General features: G+C 73.8%; 20 protein-coding genes. 14 read left to right on the forward strand and 6 right to left on the reverse strand.

The genetic code is table 11. The annotated features are described in order from the left end of the window. Positions 1 to 8: 8 nt before the first annotated feature. Positions 9 to 1,232, reverse strand: coding sequence for a hypothetical protein (locus ACWIX3_RS06120; RefSeq protein ID WP_448611189.1), 1,224 nt, complete (start codon positions 1,230 to 1,232; stop codon positions 9 to 11). Positions 1,233 to 1,498: 266 nt separating this feature from the next. Here ACWIX3_RS06120 and ACWIX3_RS06125 point away from each other — a divergent pair, with 266 nt between their 5' ends. From ACWIX3_RS06125 to ACWIX3_RS06190, 14 genes are all read left to right on the forward strand, one after another. Then, positions 1,499 to 2,917: a M1 family aminopeptidase gene (locus ACWIX3_RS06125; RefSeq protein ID WP_448611190.1), complete on the forward strand. Its 1,419-nt coding sequence runs from the start codon at positions 1,499 to 1,501 to the stop codon at positions 2,915 to 2,917. 323 nt (positions 2,918 to 3,240) lie between these two features. Next, on the forward strand, positions 3,241 to 4,281 hold the full coding sequence (argC, locus tag ACWIX3_RS06130) for an N-acetyl-gamma-glutamyl-phosphate reductase (protein WP_448611191.1): 1,041 nt from the start codon (positions 3,241 to 3,243) through the stop codon (positions 4,279 to 4,281). Beyond that, the gene (gene argJ, locus ACWIX3_RS06135) at positions 4,278 to 5,429 is read left to right on the forward strand and encodes a bifunctional glutamate N-acetyltransferase/amino-acid acetyltransferase ArgJ (RefSeq protein ID WP_448611192.1); all 1,152 of its coding nucleotides are present in this window, start codon (positions 4,278 to 4,280) and stop codon (positions 5,427 to 5,429) included. The genes argC and argJ overlap by 4 nt, the downstream gene beginning before the upstream one ends. Next, the gene (argB, locus tag ACWIX3_RS06140) at positions 5,426 to 6,562 is read left to right on the forward strand and encodes an acetylglutamate kinase (protein WP_448611193.1); all 1,137 of its coding nucleotides are present in this window, start codon (positions 5,426 to 5,428) and stop codon (positions 6,560 to 6,562) included. The genes argJ and argB overlap by 4 nt, the downstream gene beginning before the upstream one ends. After that, the gene (locus ACWIX3_RS06145) at positions 6,559 to 7,761 is read left to right on the forward strand and encodes an acetylornithine transaminase (protein ID WP_448611194.1); all 1,203 of its coding nucleotides are present in this window, start codon (positions 6,559 to 6,561) and stop codon (positions 7,759 to 7,761) included. Before argB ends, ACWIX3_RS06145 begins: the two co-directional genes overlap by 4 nt. A 418-nt stretch (positions 7,762 to 8,179) precedes the next feature. After that, positions 8,180 to 9,751: a hypothetical protein gene (locus ACWIX3_RS06150; RefSeq protein WP_448611195.1), complete on the forward strand. Its 1,572-nt coding sequence runs from the start codon at positions 8,180 to 8,182 to the stop codon at positions 9,749 to 9,751. Positions 9,752 to 9,944: 193 nt separating this feature from the next. Next, positions 9,945 to 11,015 (forward strand): glycosyltransferase family 2 protein, encoded by a 1,071-nt coding sequence (locus ACWIX3_RS06155; RefSeq protein ID WP_448611196.1) that lies wholly within the window; start codon positions 9,945 to 9,947, stop codon positions 11,013 to 11,015. A 591-nt stretch (positions 11,016 to 11,606) separates the two neighbouring features. Next, positions 11,607 to 12,743: a UDP-glucose 4-epimerase GalE gene (gene galE / locus ACWIX3_RS06160; RefSeq protein ID WP_448611197.1), complete on the forward strand. Its 1,137-nt coding sequence runs from the start codon at positions 11,607 to 11,609 to the stop codon at positions 12,741 to 12,743. Continuing rightward, positions 12,736 to 13,149: a hypothetical protein gene (locus ACWIX3_RS06165; protein ID WP_448611198.1), complete on the forward strand. Its 414-nt coding sequence runs from the start codon at positions 12,736 to 12,738 to the stop codon at positions 13,147 to 13,149. The genes galE and ACWIX3_RS06165 overlap by 8 nt, the downstream gene beginning before the upstream one ends. Positions 13,150 to 13,157: 8 nt before the next feature. Then, complete coding sequence (locus tag ACWIX3_RS06170) at positions 13,158 to 14,294, forward strand: GNAT family N-acetyltransferase (protein ID WP_448611199.1); 1,137 nt, start codon at positions 13,158 to 13,160, stop codon at positions 14,292 to 14,294. Between the two features lie 11 nt (positions 14,295 to 14,305). After that, the gene (locus ACWIX3_RS06175; protein WP_448611200.1) at positions 14,306 to 15,418 is read left to right on the forward strand and encodes a GNAT family N-acetyltransferase; all 1,113 of its coding nucleotides are present in this window, start codon (positions 14,306 to 14,308) and stop codon (positions 15,416 to 15,418) included. Beyond that, positions 15,415 to 16,404, forward strand: coding sequence for a glycosyltransferase family 2 protein (locus tag ACWIX3_RS06180; RefSeq protein ID WP_448611201.1), 990 nt, complete (start codon positions 15,415 to 15,417; stop codon positions 16,402 to 16,404). Before ACWIX3_RS06175 ends, ACWIX3_RS06180 begins: the two co-directional genes overlap by 4 nt. After that, positions 16,405 to 17,202, forward strand: coding sequence for a polysaccharide deacetylase family protein (locus ACWIX3_RS06185; RefSeq protein ID WP_448611202.1), 798 nt, complete (start codon positions 16,405 to 16,407; stop codon positions 17,200 to 17,202). It abuts the gene before it with no gap. Beyond that, complete coding sequence (locus ACWIX3_RS06190; protein ID WP_448611203.1) at positions 17,195 to 20,725, forward strand: hypothetical protein; 3,531 nt, start codon at positions 17,195 to 17,197, stop codon at positions 20,723 to 20,725. The genes ACWIX3_RS06185 and ACWIX3_RS06190 overlap by 8 nt, the downstream gene beginning before the upstream one ends. Positions 20,726 to 21,087: 362 nt before the next feature. Here the strand turns inward: ACWIX3_RS06190 and ACWIX3_RS06195 are convergent, their stop codons facing one another. The 5 genes from ACWIX3_RS06195 to ACWIX3_RS06215 all read right to left on the reverse strand — a co-directional run bounded on the left by ACWIX3_RS06195 (position 21,088) and on the right by ACWIX3_RS06215 (position 25,622). Continuing rightward, positions 21,088 to 22,413, reverse strand: coding sequence for a GH39 family glycosyl hydrolase (locus ACWIX3_RS06195; RefSeq protein ID WP_448611204.1), 1,326 nt, complete (start codon positions 22,411 to 22,413; stop codon positions 21,088 to 21,090). A gap of 555 nt (positions 22,414 to 22,968) precedes the next feature. Further along, entirely contained in the window at positions 22,969 to 23,475 is a 507-nt protein-coding gene (locus tag ACWIX3_RS06200) for a metal-dependent hydrolase (RefSeq protein WP_448611205.1), read from the reverse strand. 112 nt (positions 23,476 to 23,587) lie between these two features. Then, entirely contained in the window at positions 23,588 to 23,872 is a 285-nt protein-coding gene (locus ACWIX3_RS06205; protein ID WP_448611206.1) for a hypothetical protein, read from the reverse strand. 101 nt (positions 23,873 to 23,973) lie between these two features. After that, a complete protein-coding gene (locus ACWIX3_RS06210; RefSeq protein ID WP_448612443.1) occupies positions 23,974 to 25,077 on the reverse strand; it encodes a PHP domain-containing protein in 1,104 nt (367 codons plus the stop codon). After that, the gene (locus ACWIX3_RS06215) at positions 25,074 to 25,622 is read right to left on the reverse strand and encodes a DoxX family protein (protein WP_448611207.1); all 549 of its coding nucleotides are present in this window, start codon (positions 25,620 to 25,622) and stop codon (positions 25,074 to 25,076) included. The genes ACWIX3_RS06210 and ACWIX3_RS06215 overlap by 4 nt, the downstream gene beginning before the upstream one ends. Positions 25,623 to 25,651 lie beyond the last annotated feature (29 nt).

Consider the following 25,651-nt stretch of genomic DNA (forward strand, 5'->3'; position numbering starts at 1 on the left):
CGTGGTCGTCACGAGGCGTCGATCAGCTGCCCGACCGTGCGGCCCAGTCGGCCGTCGAGCGCATGGCCGACACCGGCCGGGTACTCGCTCGACGTGACGACGCCGCGGCCGGCGTAGAACCGCTCCCCGGCCTGGGCACCCCAGGAGGCGGTCAGGGGGACGGACGTGTCGGCGGTACCGGTGAACCAGTGGCCGCGGACCCCGGCCATGCGGGCCGCGGTCACGGCGGACCCGCCGTCGGCCGGCGGGCCACCGCCGCCGAACACCACCCAGCCGCCGCCGAGGCGCATCAGCTCCGGGTGCCGCGGCACGAGGAAGCGGGTGATCTCCTGCGCCCCGGAGGAGAAGCCGCTCAGCCACACCTCGCTGACGGGGTACTTGCTCAGCTGGTTCTCGATGAGCCCCGCGAGGAAGTCGGCGTAGCCGCTGGTGTTGCCGGTGTGCCAGCACTCGCAGGACTGGTTGGGGCTCTCCACGGCGAGGGTGATCATGTTGCGCGCCCTGCTGGTGGCCACCAGCCCCGACGAGCCGCCGAGCGCGTAGGACGTGGTCGGGTTGTCCACGCCGTACTCGCCGGTGCCGTCGACGTAGACGACCAGCCCGACCGGCTTCGCGGGGTCGATGCCGCCGGCGTAGAGCAGGTAGTTGCCGGTCTGACCGTTGCCCGCGGTGAAGGACCGACGCGCCTGGTCGGTGAACGCCCCACCCGACCCGCCGGTGGAGGCGCCGGCAGCCGCGGGTGCGGCAGCCGCGCCGGCGACGGGAGCAGGAGCGGCTGCGGGGGTGCTCGTCGACCGGCCGGAGGAGGAGCCGCGCTTGCGGCGTCCCGGGTCTGCGGTCGCCGCCGCCTGCGGGGCTCCGGGGGCGACCTCGGCCGGGACGGTTGCCGCCGCAGGCTCGTCCACGTCCTCGCTCTCCGACTCGGAGGACCCGGCGACGGGGACCTGCGTCTTCGGCTGCGGCTGCGTCTGCGTCTGGGCCGGGATCGTGGGCTCCGGTACCGCGGGGGTCGGCACCGGGCTCGGGGCGGCACTGCTCGGAGCCGGGGCGGCGTCGCCGAGCGAGAGCGGCCGGTCGATCGCCGTCTGGCTGCTCGCGCCGGTCTGGCCGGCCGTGCCGGCAGCGCCGATCTGGAGGTCGGCGGGACCGCACGCGGCCGTGGTCAGGGAGACGAGAGCCGCGGCCGCGAGGACGCTGGCGCGGCGGCCGGCCGTAGAGAGGGAACTGCGCACGAGTGGTCCTCCGGACGTCCGCTCACCTTCGGCGACGGACCGTGATTGCGTAGTGACTGAAAGAGGCTGACATATGCACTGCGCATCCGCTAGATAACAACCAGTCACGGTCGTCACAGCTGACTCACCCGTCCCAGGGACACCGGTCCACCTGCCGATGACAGATGGCTCACTCGTCGTGGCCAGCGGAACGCAGAGGGGTGAGTGCGCGTCAGAATGGGAGTGCCGGCCGGGACCGCCCGGTCGCCCAGGCCACGAGGACGGGGATGCGCGCAGGTCGACGGTGGCCCTCGGTTGCCCTGGCGTGTTCGGCGCTGGTGCTCAGCGGCTGCACCTCGGGAGGGCTGGGCGACGCCGGTCGAGGGCCCGCCGCCGCCGAGCCGTGGCCCGACCGGCCCGTGGTCGACCTGCGCTTCGAGGTCGCCGCCGACCTCGCGACGGTGGCCGGGCGCGAGGTCGTCGAGTTCACCCCGGACCTGGACACCTGTGAACTGGTCTTCCGGTCCTGGCCGAACAAGCCGGCGACCTCCCGTGCAGGGAGCTCGTTGGTGGTGTCGGACGTGCGGATCGACGGCCAGGACGCCGCCTTCCTCGACGTCGCCGCCGGCGCACCGGAGGACGCGCCGGCCGGCACCCTGGTCGAGGTGCCACTGGCCGACTGCGTGTCGGCGGGGGAGACCGTCACCGCCGAGCTGACGTTCGACCTGGTCCTCGGTGAGGAGGTCAACGAGCGGGTCGGGTCCTCGCCCGACGCGGAGGTCGCCTGGTTCGCCACGGCGTTCCCGCTCCTGGCGTGGGAGCGCGGTCGCGGCTGGGAGCGTGGTCCTGCCGTCCCGGTCATCGGCGAGACCGCCGTGAGCGAGGACTTCCTGCTGGACTCGATGGAGGTCGTCGCGCCGTCCGGCTACGAGGTCCTCGGTACCGGGGCGGCGGACGGTGCGGAGGACCAGCAGGACGGGACGACCGTCCACCGCTTCACCGCCCCGGCGGTGCGGGACGTGGCCGTCGCGGTGGGGGACCTGGACGTGGCCGAGCGGACGGTCGACGGCGTCCGCGTGCACGTGGGGCTGGACCGGGAGGTGGGCGAGGCCGATGCGGAGGCCTGGCTGGACCAGATCGAGGAGTCCAACAGCGAGCTCGTCGACCTGCTCGGGCCCTTCCCCTACGACGACCTGTGGGTGGTGGTGCTGTCCGCCCAGACGAGCGGCATCGAGTTCCCCGGGGCCATCCAGTTCGGCGACGTGGACCCGGTCGACCGGCGGGGTCTGGTGACGCACGAGCTCGCGCACATGTGGTTCTACGGCCTGGTGGGCAACGACCAGGGCGAGCACCCGTGGCTGGACGAGTCGTTCTCGACGTTCGCCCAGTCGGTGGCCGACGGCGACGAGCAGCCGTTCGCCCACCTCCCCGCGGAGGACTTCCCACCGGTGGGCGGCTCCATGGCGTACTGGGCGGCGGAGTTCCTGCGGCCCGACAACACCTACTACGACACCGTCTACACGCTCGGCGGCGCCGCCCTGGTCGAGGCCCGGGAGCAGGCCGGCGAGGAGGCATTCGACGCCGCCCTGGCCGACTACCTGGCGGCGAACGCCCACTCCATCGCCACCCCGGACGACGTCCGGGAGGCGTTCTCCGATCTGCCGGAGGTCCTCGAGGTGCTGCGCGAGGTCGGCGCCCTGTCCTGACCGCGCCGGCCCAGCGCGGCCGGTGGAGGTGGCGGCCTCGAGGGACACATTCCTCCCAGCGGTGGCGGGGGAGGTGCCCCGCCTCGACGGCTGGCAGAGAGCGCTGCAGCACTCAGCGTGACGATCCCGTCGCCGGGTCGGAACGCGCCGATCCGTCGTCCGGCGCCGACTCGGGTGGGCGCAGTCGACGCAACGGGCCGCTGAACAGCCCCGATGCTCCGGGAGTCGGGACCGACGCCCGCCTCTGCCGGGGAGGGGGGTGAGCGGGATCATCCGATCGCGTGACGGCGCGGGTCCCGCATGCCCAGGTACTGTCACTCAGCGTGAATGTGCGGCGGACGTGGACGGTCGGGGTCACCGGCGCCACCGGGTACGCCGGGGGTGAGGTGTGCCGGCTGCTGGCCGGTCACCCGAACCTGCGGCTGGCCGGGGTGCACGCCAACGCGAGCGCCGGCCGACGCCTGGGTGAGCTGCAGCCGCACCTGCTGCCCTACGCCGACCTCGAGGTCCGGCCGAGCGACGCCGACTCGCTCGGCGACTACGACGTGGTCGTGCTCGCCCTCCCGCACGGGGAGTCCGCCGCGATCGGAGCCCGGCTGTCCGACGACACGCTCGTCATCGACTGCGGGGCCGACCACCGGCTCAACGATCCGGCGGCGTGGGCGCGCTGGTACGGCGGCGAGCACGCCGGGTGCTGGCCCTACGGGCTGCCCGAGCTGCCCGGCCGGCGCGAGCAGCTGGCCGGCGCGCGGCGGATCGCGGTGCCGGGCTGCTATCCGACCTCGGTCACCGTGGCCCTGGCCCCGGCGCTGGCCGCGGGCCTGGTGGAGCCCGAGGTGGTGGTGGTCGCCGCCAGCGGCACGTCCGGCGCCGGCAAGTCGGCCAAGCCGCACCTGCTGGGCAGCGAGGTGATGGGGTCGGTGAGCGCCTACGGGGTGGGTGGGGTGCACCGGCACACGCCGGAGATGGTGCAGAACCTCTCGGAGGCCGCGGGCGCGCCGGTGGTCGTCAGCTTCACCCCGACGCTGGTGCCGATGAGCCGGGGCATCCTGGCCACCTGCTCGGCCAGGCTCCGGCCCGGGGTCACGGCCGAGACCGCCCGGGCGGCCTTCGAGAAGGCCTACGGCGACGAGCCGTTCGTGCACCTGCTGCCCGAGGGGCAGTGGCCGGCGACGGCGCAGGTGCTGGGCGCCAACACCGTCGCGCTGCAGGTCGCGGTCGACCCCGACGCCGGGCGGCTGGTCGTGGTCGCCGCGGTGGACAACCTGACCAAGGGCACCGCCGGCGCGGCGATCCAGTGCGCCAACCTGGCCCTGGGCCTGCCCGAGACCACCGGCCTGCCGGTGGTGGGGGTCGCCCCGTGACGACGACGGCTCCCGGGGGCTTCCGGGCGGCCGGGGTGGCCGCCGGGCTCAAGAGTTCCGGCGGCCTCGACGTCGCCGTGGTGGTCAACGACGGTCCGGACGACGCCGCGGCGGCGGTGTTCACCACCAACCGGTTCCCGGCCGCGCCGGTGCTGTGGAGCCGGCAGGTGCTGGCCGGTGCGCGGGCGCGGGCGGTGGTGCTCAACTCCGGTGGCGCCAATGCCTGCACCGGACCGGAGGGGTTCGCCGACACCCACGCCACCGCCGAGCACGCCGCCGCCGAGCTCGGGCTGGGCGCGATCGACATCGCGGTCTGCAGCACCGGCCTGATCGGCGTCCGGCTGCACATGGACGCCCTGACCGCCGGAGTGAGCGCGGCGGTGAAGGCCCTGAGCGAGGACGGCGGGCCGGACGCCGCCCGGGCGATCATGACCACCGACAGCGTTCCGAAGACGACCGTCGTCGAGCGGGACGGCTGGACGATCGGTGGGATGGCCAAGGGCGCGGGCATGCTGGCGCCGAGCCTGGCCACGATGCTGGTCGTGCTGACCACCGACGCCGTCGTGCCGGCGGAGATCCTGCAGCCCGCGCTGAAGCAGGCGACCGGCGTGAGCTTCGAGCGGGTGGACTCCGACGGCTGCCTGTCCACCAACGACACGGTGATCGTGATGGCCAACGGCGCCAGCGGGGTGACGCCGTCCGCCGCCGAGGTCACCGAGGCGCTCACCGCGGCGTGCACGGACCTCGCCATGCAGCTGCTGGCCGACGCGGAGGGTTCGACCAAGGACATCGCGATCACCGTCCGGGGTGCGGCCAGCGTCGAGGACGCGCTCACCGCCGGCCGGGCGTGTGCGCGCAACAACCTGCTCAAGACCGCGTTGTTCGGCAACGATCCGAACTGGGGGCGGGTGCTGGCCGCGATCGGCACCACCGACGCCGCCTTCGAGCCCGACCGGGTCGACGTGACCATCAACGGGGTCACCGTCTGCCGGGGTGGCGCGATCGGCGATCCCCGCGAGGGGGTCGACCTCACCGGCCGGGCCATCGCCATCGACGTCGACCTCGGCGCCGGCGGCGAGCAGGCCACGATCTGGACCAACGACCTGTCCATCGCCTACGTGCACGAGAACTCGGCCTACTCCACATGAGCATCGACCACGCACAGGACCTGACCCGCACCAGCAGCGTGCAGGACCCCACCCCGCCCGACGTCCGGGTCGACGAGGCGCCACCCGGAGTCCCGGCGCCTCCGTCGCCGTCCGGCTCCCGGACGGACGAACCGTCCGGCGTCGGCCTCGAGGAGGCGCCATCCCGGCGGCCGCGGCGCCGGATCGGCAGCAGCCGGGTCATGCGGACCTACGACCCGGAGGGCGACGCCGACAAGGTCGCCGTCCTGACCGGGGCGCTGCCGTGGCTCAAGGAGTTCCACGGCAACGTGGTGGTGATCAAGTACGGCGGCCACGCGATGGTCGACGAGGCGTGCCGCCGGGCCTTCGCCGAGGACATGGTCTTCCTGCGGACCTGCGGCATCCTCCCCGTGGTCGTCCACGGCGGCGGACCGCAGATCACCAGCATGCTGCGCCGGCTCGGCATCAAGAGCGAGTTCCGCGGCGGGCTGCGGGTGACCACGGAGGAGAGCGTCGAGGTCGTCCGCATGGTGCTCACCGGCCAGGTGGGGCCCGAGGTGGTCAACCTCATCAACCAGCACGGGCACTTCGCGGTCGGGCTCTCCGGCGAGGACGGCGGGCTGTTCACCGCCCAGCGCACCACCGCGGTCGTCGACGGCGAGGAGGTCGACGTCGGCCTGGTCGGCGAGGTGGCCGACGTGGATCCCACGACCGTCGGCGCGATCATCGACGCCGGCCGCATCCCCGTGGTGTCCACCGTCGCGCCGGACCCCAGCGGTCAGGTGCACAACCTCAACGCCGACACCGCCGCCGCGGCGCTCGCCGTGGCGCTGGGCGCCGTGAAGCTCGTCGTCCTGACCGACGTCGAGGGGCTCTACGCCGACTGGCCCGACCGCGAGTCCCTGGTGCAGAAGATCGACAGCCGCGAGCTGGCCGAGATCCTGCCGACCCTGGACTCGGGGATGTTCCCGAAGATGGCCGCCTGCCTCCGGGCGGTCGAGGGCGGGGTGAGGCGGGCGACCGTGGTCGACGGCCGCACCCCGCACGCCCTGCTGCTGGAGATGTTCACCACCGAGGGGACCGGCACGATGGTCCTGCCCGCCGTCGACCCGGACAGCCCCGCACCGGTGGGCAACGAGGAGCCCGCGCCGTGACCGTGCCGGGTGGAACGCGGACCGCCGAGCTGGCCGCCCGTTGGTCGGCGGTGATGATGGGCAACTACCGGACCCCGCCGGTGGCACTGGCCCGCGGCGCCGGGGCCAGGGTGTGGGACGTCGACGGGCGGGAGTACACCGACCTGCTCGGCGGCATCGCCACCACCATCCTCGGCCACGCCCACCCCCGGGTCGTCGAGGCCATCACCGCCCAGGCGCGGACGCTGGGGCACGTGTCCAACCTGGCGGTGCACGAGCCCGGCGTGGCCCTGGCCGAGCGGCTGATCGAGCTGGCCGGCCGGCCCGGGCGGGTGTTCTTCGGCAACTCCGGCGCCGAGGCCAACGAGGCCGCCTTCAAGCTGTCCCGGCTGACCGGGCGCACCGAGGTGGTCACCGCCGAGGGCTCCTTCCACGGCCGCACCATGGGCGCGCTGGCGCTCACCGGCCAGCCGGGCAAGGCCGCCGCCTTCGCCCCGCTGCCCGGCGGCGTGCGGCACGTGCCCTACGGCGACCCCGACGCGCTCGAGGGCGCCGTCTCCGCGGCCACCGCGATGGTGCTGCTCGAGCCGCTGCTCGGCGAGGGCGGCGTGCAACCGGCGCCGCCGGGCTACCTGCCCGCCGCCGCGCGGACCGCCGCGGCGGCCGGCGCGCTGTTCGCCGTGGACGAGGTGCAGACCGGCACCGGGCGCACCGGGCACTGGTTCGCCCACCAGGCCGAGGGCCTGACCCCCGACGTGATCACCCTGGCCAAGGCGCTCGGCGGCGGCCTGCCGCTGGGCGCCACGCTGGCCTTCGGCGACGCCGCCGAGCTGATGGGCGCCGGCAGCCACGGCTCCACCTTCGGCGGCAATCCGATCGCCGCCGCCGCCGCCCTGGCCGTGCTCGACACCATCGCCGAGGAGGGCCTGCTGGAACGGGCCAAGGAACTCGAGCACCGGTTCACCGCCGGCATCGAGGGCCTCGGCCATCCCGGCGTGGCCGGGGTGCGGGGGCGGGGCGCGCTGCTGGGCGTGGTGCTCACCGCCGAGGTCGCCGCCGGGCTGGAGACCGCGCTGCGGCAGGCCGGCTTCCTCACCAACGCCGTCGCGCCGGGCGTGCTGCGCCTGGCGCCGTCGCTGGTGCTCACCGACGCCCAGGTCGACGCCTTCCTCACCGCCCTACCGGCCGCCCTCGACGCCGCGATGGAGACCCGTTCCTGACCTTGCTCCCCAGCCCGCGGCAGCGCCCGGGTGCGGCCGGTCGCCGTGCCCAGATGGTGGTAGCAGGTCGCGGTGACGGGCGGCGTGGTCGCCGCGGTGCACGAGTCCTGCGAGGGAACGGTGGAGCAGAGCTGGTACCGGAACCCCCGGGTCGACCGACAGCCGCTGACCGGTCGGATGTCCGGGCCGAGACCCCTCCGTGTCCGTCGCACGCGAACGGCACCCGAAGGACGGAGGGGATCAAGGCCTCTGGACAGCGGGCCCGACTTGGGGTAACGATCCGGACCAGTTCCGCTGCGGTCCTCGTGCGGCTTGTCACACAGAGTGAGACCCCGCCGGAATTGATCATCTGCTGTTCCGCAACCGGTTGACCGTTGCAGAGATCCCGCCGAACAGTGCTCCTGCGTGCACGGGTCCAATGCCCGTGCCCTGTCACACCGCCGACCGCGCGGGTGTGGCCGAGGGGCTGGTCGTGCTGGTCGACGGGGGGCGGACCGGTGCCGCCGGTGTGCGTCCGCATGCGGACCGCCCGGCCACCTGGCGCAGCCGCGTCCTCCTGGCCGCCCTGCTGCTGTCCGGCCTGTGGCTCCTCCTGACCGTCCTGTCCTCGCCCGCGCACGCGGACGCCCCGGCCGCGCCGGAACTCGTCCCGGTCGCCGCGGTGACCGGGGTGACGCCCACGGCGCCCGCTGTCACCCTGAGTGACGCTGAGGTAGCCCCCGCGGGTGGGACGACGACCCCGGCACCCGCCGTCCCGGTGGTGCCCACGTCCGTCGCAGCGACCCCTCCGACCCCGGCCTCCGGGGGGACCTCCGGAGGCACGCCGGCCGGCGGCCCGACCGGGACGGCGACCCCCGCCGAGCCGGTCGTGACCACGCCGGAGCCGGCCACCCCTCCGTCGGTGTCCCCGCAGCCGGAGCCGGAGCCGGCCACCCCTCCGTCGGTGACCCCGCAGCCGGAGCCGGAGCCGGCCACCCCTCCGTCGGTGACCCCGCAGCCGGAGCCGGATGCCGAGCCGGCGGCCCCGCAGCCCTCGGCGCCGACGTCCCCGCGGCCGCAGGCGCCCACGCCGATGGTGCCGGGGTCGGCAGGCGGCGGGCACTCCGGTCACCACGGCGATTCTGGGCACTCCGGCGGCTCCGGCTCCGCAGGTGAGGAGCCGGGCGGCTCCTCCGGCGGCGGGACGACCCCGGGCACCCCGCCAGCCGGCACGCCCACGTCCCCGGACGACGAGCAGCCCGCCGACGGCGGGACGACGCAGCCCGACGACGGCCAGACCCCCGGCTCCCCGGACGACGAGCAGCCCGCCGAGCCCGGCACGCCCGCGCCCGCGCCCGCGCCCGCCGAGCCAGGCACGCCCGCGCCCGCCGAGCCCGGCACGCCCGCGCCGGCTGAGCCCGGTACCGGCACGCCGGCGCCCGCGGACCCCGGTACCGGCACGCCGCCCAGCACCCCCGGCGACCCGGCCGGGACCCCGGCGGAGGCGCCGGACGAGCCCCCGGCGGAGCGCTCCGCACCGACGCTCCCGGCCCCGGTCGGCGAGCTGCCGGGCGGCACCCCGCCGCCCGCGGACCAGGCGTCCGGGACGCCACCCGCCGGGCAGGCCCGCGCGGCGGCGGAGGGGACCCTCGCCGACCTCGCGGTCGCGTCCCGCGGGGCGGTGCCGATCGCCGGGTCCGCAGCCGTCGGCGTCGCAGCGTCGCCGAAGGCCCAGGCGGTCACGCCCCCGCTCGTCCCGGTCAACCCGGTCCCCGAGCCGCCTCCGGCGGTGCCGGTGCCGGTGCCCGCGCCCGGGGGGCCGGCCACCACGGCCTCCGGAGCCACAGCGGCGTCGTCCTCGGGCGGTCCGACGGGCGCGTCCGGGCTGCCCGCCGTGGTGCTGACCGGTGAGGTCGCCACCTGGCCGACCGGCCACGGCGTCCTCGTCCGCAGCAGCGCACCCGGCGAGGTCCGGGGCGGCGCGGACGACCCGGGATCGCGCCCCGGCTGAGCCGGCGGGACACCCCCTCCCTGCCCCGTCCGGAGCGGTCGGTTCGCCGACCCTCCCGCCGGGGAGCGCCCACGGACCGGATCGGTCCCGCCGCGCCCGCCCCGGCCCAGGGGCTCGGCGCCCCACAGCACGACCGTGTCGCCGCGAGCCGGCGCACGCTCCCAGCACGAGAGGTCGAGAGAGAGGCACCACCATGTCGCTCGCACTCTGGGACCTGGCCTCGGCCGGTCTGCGCGGCTCCGCTGCGCCCGGCACCCGACGGCCGCACTGGTTCCCGCGGAGAGCCCTGTCCTCCGCCGTCGTCCCCACCGTCCCCGACACCCCGGACGCCGACGTGCGCCCGCTGCGGCTGCCCAACGTGGTCTTCGAGGTGCCCCCGCCGGGGTCGGACTCGCGCGACCCGGACGCCGTCGTGCCGCTCCGCCCCGGGGCGACGCGCACGCCGCGGGTCAGCGTGGTCATTCCCACCTACAACGAGGCGAAGAACCTGCCGCACGTGATGGGCCGGCTGCCCGCCGACCTGCACGAGGTCATCGTGGTCGACGGCCGCAGCGTCGACGGCACCGTCGAGGTGGCCCGGGCGCTGCGCCCGGACGTCAGGATCGTGCTGCAGAACCGGGTCGGCAAGGGCAACGCCATGGCGTGCGGGTTCGCCGCGGTCACCGGCGACGTCGTCGTCATGCTGGACGCCGACGGGTCCGCCGACCCGGACGAGATCGAGCGGTTCGTGGCGGCCCTGGTCGCCGGCGCGGACTTCGCCAAGGGGACTCGGTTCGCCGCCGGCGGCGGCAGCAACGACATCACCGCGGTGCGCTCATGGGGCAACCGGTGGCTGAACCGGACGGTGAACGTGCTGTTCGGCACGCACTACACCGACCTCTGCTACGGCTACAACGCCTTCTGGGCCGACTGCCTCGCCCACCTGGATCTCGACCCGCGCCCGTCGGACACCCACGGCAAGCAGTGGGGTGACGGCTTCGAGATCGAGACAATCATCAACACGCGGGTCGCCAAGGCCCGGCTGAAGATCGTCGAGGTCCCGAGTTTCGAGCACCGCCGGATGTACGGGGAGAGCAACCTCAACACCTGGCGGGACGGCGCCCGGGTGCTCCGCGCCCTGGTCGTCGAGCGGGTCAATCGCAAGGGGCGCCGGACGGCGCCCGCGACCGGCACCCTGCACCACGCCGGGACCGGCCGCGCCGACCTCACCAGCCCGAGCACGACGGCCTCCGCGCCGACCGGTCTCCGGCAGGCCGGGTCCTGATGCTGATGTCCCCGGCGGCGTCGATCGTCACGGCCCTCGCGGGCATCCCCCGGCTGGCTGGGCACGTGGGCGGCGACGTCGTGTTCTGGCTCGGTGGCGATCTGGAGGGCCCCGAGGAAGGAAGTGGGGGTCTCCGTCGTCCGGCACGGAGCGGGACCGGAGGCGCCACCGGGTGCAGGGGCGAGGTGCTGCCATGACGCCGTTCGTCCCAGCGCCCCCGCACCGTGAGGGGCGTCGCCCCGAGGCCCCCTCGAACCCGACCGGCTGCTCGCGGCAGCGGTCCTGCGGAGAGCGGGGCCGACGGGCGAGCCGCCCGTCCGGTCTGTCGGTTCCCCGTGCGGCCCGCACCTGCTCGTGCTGTCGGGCGACGGGCCTCTGCCCACCCGGTACCCGGCGCGCGGACCGACGTGCCCGTGCGGGCACCGCAGACCGGCCCACCAGGACCTCCGGGGCGGAACGGACCGCGCGCTGTGCCCGTGCGTCCGGTACCGGCGCGGGTGCTGGCTGGTGGGGCAGCAGCGGCACCACTCCCCCGGGGGATTTCGGGCCGCTGCCGCGGAAAACGGGCGCGACCGACGTTACGGTGCGCCGATGACCTGGCTGGTCACGGGAGGCGCGGGGTACGTCGGCGGGCACGTGGTAGCCGCGATGCAGCGCGCGAGGGAGTCGGTCGTCGTCCTGGACGACCTGTCCACGGGTGAGGCAGCTCGGGTTGCTGACGTCGAGTTGGTCGTGGGGTCGGTCCTGGATCAGGACCGGGTGTCGCGTGTGATCGACGAGTACGGGGTCGACGGCATCGTCCACGTCGCGGCCAAGAAGCAGGTCGAGGAGTCGGTCCGTCGGCCGCTGCTGTACTACCGGGAGAACGTCGAGGGTCTGCGGGTCCTCCTCGAGGCGGCGACCGCAGCGGGTGTCCGGTCCTTCGTGTTCTCGTCCAGCGCTGCCGTCTATGGAGCGCCGGACGTGGACCTCGTCGACGAGGAGACCCCCTGCCGACCCGTGAACCCCTACGGCGAGACCAAGCTCGTCGGCGAGCGCATGATCGAAGCCGTCGCAGCCGCCGGCGGACCACGGTTCGTCAACCTGCGGTACTTCAACGTCGCCGGGTGCGCCCGGCCCGAGCTGGCCGACCGTGGTCGCTCCAACCTGGTGCCGATGGTGCTCGAGCAGCTCTCACTCGGCCGGCCGCCCCGGATCTTCGGCGACGACCACCCCACTCCGGACGGGACCTGCATCCGCGACTTCGTCCACGTCGAGGACATCGCCGCGGCCCACGTGGCGGCGGGACGGGCGCTGGCGGAGGAGCGGGTGAGCGCCCTCACGGCGAACATCGGCCGCGGTGAGGGCGTCTCTGTACGGGACATGATCGCCACGATCCGCGCGGTCTCGGGGACGGCTCAGGAGGCCTGGTCCGAGCCGGTCGTCGAGCCGCGACGGCCGGGTGATCCCGCCCGGGTGGTGGCCGCCTCCGACCGGATCCAGGAGGTCCTCGGGTGGCAGGCGCGGCACGGCGTCGAGGACATGGTCCGCTCGGCCTGGCAGGCGTGGAGCGGAGGAGCGCACGTCCACCCCGCGCACGGCAACCGCCCTCGCACGGGGGAGGGCGGGACCCAGGAACCGACGCCGGGGCCCCTGGCCGGCAGAGAACAAGGGGAGACACCGAATGTCGCATCCGTCACCGGCAGCAACCGCGGGCGCGAGTACGAGCGAGGACCGACCGGTGACTGAACCCGCACGCCGTCCGCGCCCGATCCAGGTGGCCGGCACGGTCCTGCTCCCCGCCGCGGGGACGGGTCTCCTCCTGCTCTCCGCAGACCACCGGATCTCGCAGGCGGTCATCGCGGCCGTGGCGGTCGCCGCCCCCACTCTGGCGGTCGCGGGACCGCTGTGGCGGTCGACCGCCCTCGTGCGGGCGGTCCTGGCAGTCGGCGCCGTGGTGTCCGTCAACACGCTCGTCGCCCAGGTCATGATCACCGCGGCGGCCTGGTCGAACGTCGGCGGGGCGGTGGCCGTGACGTGGCTGAGCGCCCTCCTCGGCGGGCTGCTCCTGTGGCTGGTGGCCCGGGATCGGGGGGCGTCCGACGCCTCCCGGACCGAGACGGCCGACGCCGGATCACCGGCGGGTGCCCGATGAGAGCGACCGTGGTCCACCCCTCCGAACTCGGGGCCGGCGAGCTCGAGCAGTGGCGCCGGCTGCAGCGCGCGGTGCCGTCCTTCGACAACCCGTTCCTCTCCCCCGACTTCGCCGTGGCGGTCGGCCTGGTACGGCCCCGCTCGAGGGTCGCGGTACTGACAGACGGCGCCGAGGTGGTGGGCTTCCTCCCGTTCGAGCGCGGCCGGCTGGGCACCGGCGTGCCGATCGCGGCCGGGCTCACCGACGGTCAAGGCCTCGTGCACGCACCCGGGCTGGACTGGGATCTCCGTGAGCTGCTGCGCCTGTGCGGCCTGTCGGTCTGGGAGTTCGACCACCTGCTCGAGGGACAGACGCTGTTCGACACCTGCCGCATGTCCCGTTTCCCCTCCCCGGTGATCGATCTCAGCGGCGGATACGAGCCGTACCTCCGTGCCCGCCGTGCCGCGTGCGCGAGACTCCGGGACCTGCCGCGGCGCCAGCGCCGGCTCGCGCGAGAGGTGGGGCCGGTCCGTTTCGTCTTCGACGAGAAGGACCCGGAGGTGCTGCGCATGCTGCTCGCCTGGAAATCGGCCCAGTACCGGAGGACGGGACGCTCCGACCGGTTCGCCCAGGCCTGGATCGTGGCCCTCGTCGAGCAGTTGGCCGCCACGCGCGCGGACACGTGCACGGGTCGGCTGTCGGTCCTCTACGCCGGGAGCCAGCCGGTGGCCGCGCACTTCGGTATCGCCTCGACGCGGGTCCTCCCGACCTGGTTCCCCGCCTACGACCCACGGTTCGCCCGCCACTCGCCGGGTCTGCTCCTGCACCTCGGCATGGCCGAGGCCGCCGCGGCACAGGGGATCGAGAGGATGGACCTGGGGCGAGGGCCCAAGGACTACAAGGACTGGCTCAAGACCTCCGACACCTTCGTGGGGGAGGGGCGCATCACGCTGCACGGGCCGGCCGCTGTCCTGCACTGGATCCGCCGTGCACCGGTCCGCCACCTGCGGAACACGGTCATCTCCACCCCGGTCCTGGCCCGCGCGGCCGACCGGACGCTCCGGACCCTCGGCCGGGCTCGCACGTCGACCGACCGGTACTCCGCCGCTGTGATGAGCTCCGCCTCCGTGCCGGTCGCGGGGCAGAGAACGCTAGGGGCGTCATGAGGATCACCGTGGTGAGGCCCGAGGAACTCGGCTCGGGCGAGATGAAGCGGTGGCGCGAGATCCAGCGCACGACACCAGCCCTGGTCCACCCCTTCCTCGGTCCCGAGTTCGCCGCGGCGGTCGGCCGGCGTCGGGCTCAGGCGCGGGTGGCGGTTCTCGAGGACAGCTCCCGGATCGTGGGCTTCTTCCCGTTCGAGGAGCGGAGCCTCGGGTTGGGCGTGCCCATCGCCGCGGGGCTCACCACCTGCCAGGGCATGGTGTACGAGCCCGACCTGGACTGGGACCCGCAGCAGCTGCTGCGCGCCTGCGGCCTGGCCGCGTGGGAGTTCGACTTCCTCGTGTCCGGGCAGGCCCCCCTCGAGTCGTCGGTCGTCCACCGGGCGCCGTCGCCGGTCATGGACCTCGGCGCGGGATTCGAGCAGTACGTCGCCGGCCTCAAGGCGGCATCGCCCGGCCTGGCGAAGGACGTCCGGCGCAAGCAACGAAAGCTCGAGCGCGACGTGGGCGAGGTCGGCTTCGTCTTCGACTCCGGTGACCATGACGCCTTGCGGACGTTGATGTCCTGGAAGTCGGCGCAGTACCAGCGGACCGGCCGGGCGGACCGGTTCTCCCAGCCGTGGATCCCTGCACTCCTGGACGACCTCCTCGACATCCGCACCGACAGCTTCTCGTCGGTCCTGTGTCTCCTCAGCGCCGGAGGCGAGCTGGTGGCAGGGCACCTCCTGCTGCGGATGGACGACGTCCTGGCGGGTTGGTTCCCCAGCTACGACACCCGCTTCTCGCGGTACTCGCCCGGCACGGTCACCCGCATGCGGATGGCCCGAGCGGCGGCCGACGAGGGCGTGGCGCTCGTCCACATGGGCGCCAGCGTGAAGAACGAGTACAAGCAGGCCTTCAAGAGCCGCGACGTTCTCGTCGGCGAGGGACGGGTGCTCCGTGCGTCCCCTGCTGCCGCGGTGCACTGGCTGAGGCGGGCGCCCGTCCGCCGGGTGCGGCTGGCGGTCGCCGGGCGGCCGGCGCTCGTCCGGATGGCGGACCGGGCACTGCACCGCTACGGGCAACTACGAACCGCGCTGACCGCGCCGAACCGCGTGGAGCAGCCAGTGTCGGGAGGGATGTCATGACCACCGGAAGTCTTCCCGTGGAGCGGCCGATCGGAGGGCTCCCGGCCGAGCCGCCCAGCATCTCCGTCGTCATCTGCGCCTACACCGAGCAGCGCTGGGACGACGTGCTCGCGGCGGTCCAGTCGGTCCGGGAGCAGGAGTTCGCCCCCGCCGAGATCCTGCTGGTCGTCGACCACAACCCGGCGCTCCAGGAGCGGCTGGCAGCTGAGCTGCCGGACGTGCACGTGGTGGCCAACGACGGGCCGAGGGGTCTCTCCGGTGGCAAGAACACCGGGGTGGCGCTGGCGCGCGGCAGCGTCGTGGCCTTCCTCGACGACGACGCCGTCGCCGGCCCGGGGTGGCTGGCGCACATGGCGGCCGGCTACGCCCGTCCCGAGGTCGCGGGCGTGGGCGGGCTCACCCTGCCGCTGTGGGAGACCGGCCGGCCGCGGTGGTTCCCCGAGGAGTTCGACTGGGTGGTGGGCTGCACCTTCGTGGGCCGGGAGCCCGGCGCGGTCCGCAACCTCCTCGGCGGCAACGCCTCCTTCCGGCGCGAGGTCTTCGCACAGGCGGGGGGCTTCCCCAGCCACATCGGACGGACGTCCGGCGATCCGCGGCCGCTCGGTTGCGAGGAGACGGAGTTCTGCATCCGGGTGAGCCAGCGACGACCCGGTTCGGTCTTCCTCTTCGAACCCGGGGCGGTCATCTGGCACCGGGCTCCGGCCGCTCGGGAGCGCTTCTCCTACTTCCGGTCCCGTTGCTACGCCGAGGGCCTGTCCAAGGCCCTGGTGACCCGCAGTGTCGGCCGCTCCGCGGGCCTGTCCGAGGAACGGCGGTACGCGGCGGTGACGTTGCGGCGCGGCGTCGTGCGGGGGATCCGCGAGGGGCTGCGCGGGGAGACGGTCGGCTTCGCCCGCGCCGGCGCCATCACGGTCGGGCTGCTGGCGACCACCGCCGGCTACGTCGTCGGCACGGCGCAGAACCGCCGTCCGGTGCAGGGGGAGTAGATGTTGCCGGTCCCCGTGCTCATGTACCACTCGATCACCGACGAGCCCACTCCGGTCACCCGTCGGTTGTCGGTCACGCCGAGCGCATTCGCTGCCCAGCTCGAGATGCTCGACCACCTCGGGTTCACCACGCTCCCGTTCTCCGAGGTGGCCGAGGCGACCGCCACCGGGCGCCGGCTGCCCGAGCGGGTGGTGGCGTTGACCTTCGACGACGGATACGCCGACTTCCACAGCACGGCCCTGCCTCTCCTGCGTGAGCACGGGGCCACCGCCACCGTCTTCGTCACCACGGGTTGGGTCGACGATGCGGGGGAGGAGGCCGCCGGGCAGCCGCTGGACGCCATGCTGCGCTGGGACCAGGTCCGCGAGATCGCGGACGCCGGCATCGAGGTCGGGGCCCACAGCCACAGCCACCCCCAGCTCGACCAGCTCCCGGGGAGCGCCCTGGCCGAGGAACTGGCGCGCAGCCGGTCCCTCCTCGAGGAGCGCGTCGGCATGCCGGTGCGGACCCTCGCCTATCCCTACGGGTACTCCAGCCGCAGGGTGCGGAAGGCGGTCGAGGTGACCGGCTACCGGTCCGCGGCGGCGGTCGCCAATGCGGCCGCCGGAGGACGGCACGACCCCCTGGCGGTGCCGCGGCTGACGGTCCGCCGCGCGACGGACCTGGAGACGTTCCGCCGGATCCTGCGGACGGAGGGCCTGCGCCGGGTCTACCTGGTCGACCGCACGCTGACTCGCGGCTACGCGGTGGTCCGTCGGACGAAGTCCGCGCTGCGACGGCCGGGCCGCGATGACTGACGTGCGTGAGGTGCCGCCGCTGACGGTCCAGCCGGAGCTGATCCCCCCGGGCACCGGCCAGGAGACGTTGCGCGCCCGGATGGCGGCGCACTGGGCGCAGCCCTTCTACCGCAACGCCTACAGCCTCCTGCTCAACACGGGACTCACCGGCGTGCTCGGGCTGGCGTACTGGGCACTGGCGGCCCGGAACTACGACGCCACGGACGTGGGTCGCGGCTCGGCGACGATCTCCGTGATGATGCTGCTCTCCGGGGCCGTCGCGTTCAATCTCATGGGGACGCTGACCCGGTTCGTGGGGGAGAGCGGGCCGCGGGCCGGCCGATTCGTGGCCGCGGTGTACGTGCTGACGATCGTCACCGTCACCGGACTCAGCGCCGCCTTCCTGGCCACCCTGGACCTGTGGGGGCCGGCCTACGCGCACCTGGGCGGCCTGGGCACCGGGCTCTGGTTCACCGGTGCGGTCATCGCTGCGGCTGTCGTGACCCTGCAGGACGCCGTCCTCATGGGGCTGCGCCGTTCCCCGTGGGTCCCCGCCGCCAACGTCGCCTTCGGCGTCGTGAAGATCCTCCTCCTGCTGGCCTTCGCGGTGCCGTTCGCCCAGGACGGCGTCTGGCTCTCCTGGGTGATCCCGATGGCGCTGCTGGCCGTGCCGGTCAACGCGCTCATCTTCGGCCGGCTCCTCCCCCGGCACGTCCGCACCGCGCCGCTCGGGACGGAGGTCCCCACCCGTCGGGTGGTGGGCCGGTTCGTGGCCGCGGACTTCATCGGGGCGCTGTGCCTGTTCGCCACCATCCAGCTCATCCCCGTCCTGGTGTCCACCGAGGTCCCCGTGGCCACCTTCGGCTACTTCTACGTCACCTGGACGGTCGGGACGATGCTCAACCTGGTCGCGGTGAACGTGGCCACGTCGCTGACGGTCGAGGGTGTCTACGAGGCCACGAAGCTCGCCGCCAACTGCCGCGCGGCGGTCGGGCGGACCACGGGGCTGCTCCTCATCGCGGTGATCACGCTGTGCCTGGGGGCGCCGTACGGGATGGGCCTGCTCGGGCCCGGCTACGTCGAGGCGGTGCCGCTCCTCCAGCTGCTGGCGCTGTCGGCGCTCCCCAAGGCGCTGACCGAGATCTACCTCGGTGTTCTGCGGGTGCAGAGCGCCAGCCAGCGGATCGCCCGCATCCAGGTCCTGCGCGGCGTACTCGTCGTCGGCTCGGTGGTCGCCGCCCTGCACTTCGACGCCGTCTGGCGCGAGTGGGGCGTGTCCACGTTGACCGGCGTCGGGCTGGCCGTCCTGATCGGTCAGGGTCTCGTGGCCGTCCTGGCGGTGCCGGGCCTGCGGCGCACGATGCGGCAGGGGCGGCCCACCATCGAGTCACCAGGAGGACAGGCTGTGTCGCAGGCGACCACCGAACCGGCGCCGAGTGCCGGCCCGCCCACCGGCCCGGGGACGGCGGAGGTCCAGCCGCCACGACGTCGGTCATCCGCCTGGACATGGCCGGCGGTGGCATGGCTGGCCACGGCGGCCGCGGTCCTGCTGTTCGTCCTGCCCCTGCGCGGGGTCGACCTCGCCCGGGTGAACGGGCTCGGGTTGGTCTCCGTGCTCCCGCCCCTGTCCCTCGTCGGCGCCGGCCTGCTGACCGTGACCTTCGTCCTCACGCTGGCCCTCGGCCGCCCTCGCCGGGTGCTCCTCGGCGCCCAGGTCGTGCTGACCGTGGCGCTCCTGCACGGGCTACCGGTCCTGCTCGAGACCGTGCCCCGGTTCGCCACCGCGTGGGTGCACATGGGCTTTGTGGAGTACATCACCCGGGCCGGCGCTCTCGCGCCCGGTCTGGACGCCCGGTACAGCTGGCCCGGGTTCTTCGCCTTCTGGTCGTTCCTGACCGATGCCGACGGCTGGCGCGACCTCGCCTGGGTCGTGCAGCTCACGCCTGTCGTGAGCAACCTGCTCTACCTGCTGCCCCTCGCCGTCATCCTGCAGTCGATGCGTGCCGACTGGCGCGCCCGGTGGCTGGCGCTGTGGCTGTTCCCGGTCCTCAACTGGGTGGGGCAGGACTACTTCTCCCCGCAGGGACTGGCCTACCTGCTCCACCTGTCGGTGCTGGCCGTGGTGATCTCCGTGTTCAGCTCGACCGGCCCGGTTCCCCGCCACCTCGGCGGGGCTCTGTGGCGGCGGATGCCGTGGCCGGGCGGGCGGCCGTTCGCCACGACCGTGGCCGGAGAACTGCCTCCGCGACGGGTGCCGGCCGGCGAGAAGGTGGCGCTGCTCCTGCTGGTCCTGCTGATGTTCACCGTCATCGTCGCCAGTCACCAGCTGACGCCCGTCCTCACGATCGCCGCCTGCGTGGCCCTCCTGCTCGCGGGCCGGCTCTCGGTGCGCGGGCTGCCGGTGATCATGACCGTGATCTTCGTGGGGTACGTCAGCTTCATGGCGGCGGCCTACTGGTCGGGCCACCTCGACCTGATCCTCGGGGGGTTCGGCCAGCTGTCGGACAACCTGTCCAGCAGCGTCACCGACCGTGCCAGCGCGGGCGACCCGGAACACACCAAGGTCCTCAACGCCAGGATCATCTCGACCCTCGGCGTCTTCGTGCTCGCTGCAGCCGGTGCGCTGCGCCGGCGGTGGCGCGACTACGACGACCGCGTGGCGTTGGTGCTGCTCGCCAGCCCCTTCGTCACTGTCCTCATGCAGAGCTACGGTGGGGAGATCGGGCTGCGGGTCTACTTCTTCGCCCTGCCGGCAGCTGCTCTGCTCGTCGCGTACCTCTTCTTCCCGGCGGGCTCGGAGGACTACTCGGCCGTGCCGCGCCGGCTCCGTGCGTGCCTGGCCGCTGCGGTGTGCGGTCTGGTCCTGGTGGGCGGGTTCTTCGTCACGAGGTACGGGAACGAAGCATTCGAACGGGTTCGCCCCGGTGAGGTGGCCGCTCTGGACCAGGTCTACGAGCAGACGCAGGGGAACGCCCGGGTGATGTGGCTGAGTGCCGAGGTGGTGACCGGGTCGGAGACCCCCGACATGGCCAACAGCTATCGGGACGTGGAACGGGTGGACTTCCGGCCCGAGGTGGCGCCGCGCGACCCCGAGGACGTCGAGGCGATCGTCGACCGCCTGGAGGAACTCGGTCCCGACGGGCTGCTGATCACCACGAGGGCTCAGGAGGCACACCTCGTCGTCACCGCGCAGTACCCGACCGACTGGGGGGACCGCTTCCGAGCGGAGATGGCGCGCACGCCCGGAGTGCGCATCGTCGTCGCCAACCCCGACGCCGTGGTGTACGAGGCGACCCAGGCCGATCCGGACGCCACCGTGTCCGCGGCCGTGCCGAGTAACCGGGTCTTCTTCGGGACGCCGCTCACCGCGGCCGGGATCGGCTGTCTCGTCGGCCTGCTGGGCGTGCTCCTCGCGCGCGAGCTGCGACGGCTCAGGTCCTCCAGCCAGAGCGACGCGCGGCTACGGCCGTTGACGTGGGCGGCGGTGCTGCTGGCGGTCGGCCTGGTGGTCGTCGTGGTGGAGCGCCTCGTGCTCCTGGCCTGAGCCTGGATCCACCGGCGTGGTCGGCGGCAGGCCGGGTCGGGCTGGTGGACATCGTTCCCGGTCGCGGACGTTTAGGGGCGAGGCCTGGGATCCGCAGGGCTGGGCGACGCTCGGTCCGGATCCGTTCGCTCCGGTCGTGGACGACCGCCGGGCTCGGGCCGCGGAACACCACAGCTCGACCGCGGTGACGTGGCCGGGTCGCGTGGTGGTGAGCGGGGTCGCAGGGGTGGGTCCCGGTCGAGGGGAGCCGGTGGACCGGTCCCCGGGCTCCGAGTCCGCCGACGGAGTCAGGAGGACGCAGGCCGCGGCCGCGGACGTCGCCGCTCCCGACCAGCAGCGCCGTGCTCCTCAGGGACGCCGGCCTACGAGCACTGCGGTTCCTCCGTGTCGGAACAGTCGCGGAGGACCCAGTGGGTCTCGTAGGGAGCGAGCGTGGTGTCCTCGCCGTCGACGGAGACGGTCTGCCACGAGGTGGTGGTGTTCACCACCACGGCCGCCTCGGCCGTCGCCAGGGCAGTGACCCCGGAGGGCGTGTCGATCTCCCCTGTGACCGTCCCGGGCGGGAACCACCGGGCGAACCGCTGCAGGACGTCGGTCAGGAACGGCAGAGGACGTCCGCCGTCCACCTGCCAGGTGTCGGTCCACAGGCATGTGGCGCAGTCCGTGCCGGCGGGATTCGGGTTCCAGTAGAGCACCGTGTCCGCACCGCTGCGAGCCAGCTCGATCATCGCCGCCACCCGGAGCGCCACCTCGTGCTCCGGTGTCCAGCCCTCCGCCGACGGCTCGACGTACCATTCCGCCCACCACAGCGGTAGATCGGTTCGCTCGGTGATCCAGGCGTTCACCGCGGAGAACTTGCCGAGAGCGGTGAACTCGTCCGTCTCCCCGGCGGTGGCGTGCCCGTCCACCACGACGAAGTCGGCGCCGTTCTTGTGTTCCAGCCAGTACTCGAAGGCGTCGAGCGCCCGCTGGTCCGCCCAGCCCCAGGAGCCGTTGAGGTCCTGCGAGGCATCCCGTGAATCGGCCGGTTCGCCGGCGAAGTCGAGGTAGGGGCCACCCACCTCGATGTCCGGGTCGACGTCCTTCAACGCGTCGTACACCGCGTTGTACAGGTCGGTGTAGGCCTCGGCGTCCCACCGGTTGCGGTCGTCGTCGAAGAAGCCCTTGAACTCGTTCCACACCATGAACTGCCGGACGTCGGGATAGCGGCGAGCGACGGTCGCGGCCAGCTCGGCGAAGTCGTCGAAGTGCTCGTGCAGCGGGGCCTCGGTCAGGCGGTCCCAGTCGGTCCCACCGGGCTCGCCGCCCTTCATCCAGTCCGGAGCGCAGCACAGGGTGATGACCGGGACGCCACCGGAGTCGCGGATGAACTGGATGCGTCGGTCGAGGCTGTCGAAGTCGTAGTCGTCCTCGGACGGCTCCGGGTTCTCGGCGCCCCAGCCCATGATGTGCTGCACCTGGACCAGCCGGGGCTCCTCGAGCGCGCTGGTCACGGAGTCGATCGAGGCTTCGCGGCCGACGTCGGCGCTGTGCTGGGTGTGGGTGAAGCCCCACCCGGGCCACTCCTCGGCATCGATCGGCGGAGAGGGCGGGAGGTCGGGATCCGGGGAGCGTTCCCAGGTGAGCAGGAGGGCTGCCGTCAGCACTGCTGCCAGGGCCGCAGCAATGGCCAGCCGCATTCCCCGCATGCCTCAGGTTATCTCCGTCCGAGCAGTTCAGCGGCCGATTGCGTGTTGATCACCCGCTCGACGGACCCCCGCGGGACGCCCGGGCGTCCACGCCCTGGGAGGTCGGCGGACCAGTGCGCGTGCTCGGGGGCGGTGCGGCAGCCGCTGGGCCGCCGCCTGCAGGCGAGCGCGGCGGTCGGTCGAGCCGTTGCTCAGGGGACGGGTGCTCCTGAGGGCGACGTCGCCGGGCATCCTGCACGCGTTGTCATATCACGACTGCGTGACGTTGTGACCCGCCCTGACGGTGAGGCTCTGATCGGCGACGACTACGATGACCTCCCACGGCAGAGGAGGTTTCGGTGGTCCAGCCACTCGGTGACCAGGGTCCCGGCACGAGGTCCATCGGAGCCGGGCTCCTCCGTGAGGTCGCAGCGGCCACGGCCGCCGCGCGGACCACCGGGAGGTCCTGCCGGTGCGGGCACGGCAAGCAGGCCCACGAGCACCACCGGAGGGGGACCGACTGCGGGCTCTGCACCTGCGCCCGCTTCTCCCGCCCGCTGCTGTTCCGGCTCGGGCTCAGCGGCGGCTGACGCTCGCCGTCCGCCGGAGCGCTGCGGCCACCGTGGCCAGCCCCAGGGCCGCCAGATAGCCGGCATGGGGGACCAGCAGGCTCGAGTCGTGCACCGGCCACAGCAGGGGGACGCCTGGGCCCGTGGCGAGATCCCTGACCAGGTGCAGCAGCAGCCCGACGCCGAGGCCGCTCGCGGCGATCCGCAGTCGCGGGACGAGCACGCCGACGGCGACCAGTACGAGGACGAACGCCAGCGAGTGGGTGACGGGGCGGCCGTCGCCGGCCGTGCCGACGCCCCACAGGTACATCGGGATGTGGTCGATGTCGATGGCCATCGAGCCGATCAGCGCCCACGGCGTGAGCCGGCGCCACCTGGACGGCATCAGCGCCGTCAGCAACAGCCACGCGGTCAGCAGGTGCGCCGGCTCGTCCAGCAGCCCCTGCAGCACGACGGGCCACTGACGTGAGCTCGCTACCGCGTCCAGGACCAGGATGGTCACGAACGCGGCCACGGCCGGCAGAGCGGCTGTCGCAGGGCCCCCGCCCCGCCGGAGGGCCGACCCGCGCAGCCGGTTCTCCGGTCGGGAGGGGAACTCGGGGTGCACGTCTGGGGTGATGGCCGGCTCAGGCGGTCCGGATCGGGCCGACGCCGCCGGTCGGCCCGTCGTCGTCCGGCTCAGCGGTGGAGGTGGCCGTGCCCGGGCGCGGCAGGTCGGCGCGACCGGCCCCGGCCTCGTGCCGGGTGCAGGCCGTGTGCGTGGAGCGCCGTCCCCTTCGGCTGAGCCGTCCCACCACCCGCGCACCCAGGACGCAGCAGCCGTCACGCCAGGTATCCAGGTCGCTGTCGCCGTGCGTCCGGCCGCCCTCGCAGCCGGGGACCTCGGTGATCCGCGTCCCGGCCTCAGTCATCCGGGTGTCGATCAGCGCACCTGAACCGCTCGACCCGCTGGCACCCGGATCGGACGAGCGCCGTGGCGCAGCCTTCCACGCGAGCGGAGTCGTTCCGATCGTCACCGAGGACCATCCGGGTGTGCCGTCCGCGGCGCCTGCGGCGGACGGCCGAGCGACGACGTCCAGGACAGCAGGTCCTCGACGGTGCGGGTGTTGACCACCCGCTCGGCCGCGACGCCGCACTCGACCGCCCGCTCGCAGCCGTTGCCCTGCCAGTCGAGCTGGCCGGGCGCGTGCGCGTCGGTGTCGACGGCGAACTCGCAGCCCAGGTCGACGGCGAGGTTGAGCAGCCGCAGCGGCGGGTCCAGCCGCTCGGGGCGTGAGTTGATCTCCACCGCGGTGCCGTGCTCGACGCAGGCGGAGAACACCGCCTCGGCATCGAAGGTGCTCTCCGGCCGGGGCCGCTGCCGTCGTCCCTCCCGCTGCTCCCGCGGGACGAGCAGCCGGCCGGTGCAGTGCCCGAGGACGTCGGTGTGCGGGTCGGCGACGGCGGTGAGCATCCGCTCGGTCATCGCGGCGGAGTCCGCGCGCAGGTCGGAGTGCACGCTGGCGACGACGACGTCCAGCCGCCCGAGCAGCTCGTCGGTCTGGTCGAGGCTGCCGTCGACGTTGATGTCGCACTCGATGCCGGTGAGGATCCGGAACGGGGCGAGCTCCTCGTTGAGCTCGGCGACGACGTCCAGCTGCCGCTCCAGCCGCTCGGGGGACAGGCCGTTGGCGACGGTCAGCCGGGGCGAGTGGTCGGTCAGTGCCATGTACTCGTGCCCCAGGCCGATCGCGGCCTCGGCCATCTCGCGGATCGGGCTGCCGCCGTCGGACCAGTCCGAGTGCACGTGCAGGTCCCCGCGCAGCAGGGCGCGGAACTCGGCGACGTCGTCGGCCAGCGGCACCAGCTCGCCGTAGGACTCCTCGAGGCGGGCCAGGTACTCGGGCACCTCACCGGCGTGCGCCTGCACGATCACCGCACCCGTCTTGGGCCCGATGCCGCGCAGGTCCGTGAGCGTCCTCGTCCGGATCCGCCGGTCGAGCTCCTCGGGCCCGAGCGTGTCGACGACGGCCGCGGCGGTGCGGAAGGCCGAGACGCGGTGCGTGGGCTCGCGGGCGCGCTCCAGGAGGAAGGCGATCCTCCGGAGCGCGGCCGCGGGCGGGAGTGGGTCGCTCAGCGGGAGGCCTTCTTGTACTTCTTCTCGGCCTTCCGCTGGGCCCTGGCGGCCCGCTTCTGGGCCCTCTCCAGGCTCTTCTCGGTGCTGTCGGCGGCCCTGGTCGCGGCGCGGCGGGCGCGGTAGCCGACCGACGGCTTGCCTTCGGTGTCGACGGCGGCGATCAGCAGGCCGCCGAGCATGCTCAGGTTCTTGAGGAAGTGCGCGGTCTGACCGAAGCGCTCCTTGGGGTCGTCGTGCTCCCAGAAGCGGTGCCCGGCCAGGGTCGTCGGCACCAGACTCGCCGAGAGGACCAGCGCCGACAGCCGGGGCAGCCGGCCGAGGGCCAGCAGGGAGCCGGCCGCGACCTGCGCGGCGGCGTTGACCTTCACGTACTGCTCGACGTCGCGGGGCACCTGCACCGGCAGCTGCTGGTCGGCCGTCGTGGCGATCTGGTCGACGACCGGCGCGGCACCCGGCACCCGGCTCTGCGGGTTGCGGAGGGTGTCGATGCCGCCGTAGACGAACGACGACGCGAGCAGCGGCCGGGCGATCCGGCGGACCAACATGGAGGACCTCTTTCCTACGGGGACTCGGG

The sequence above is a fragment of the Geodermatophilus sp. URMC 60 genome (assembly GCF_053502585.1).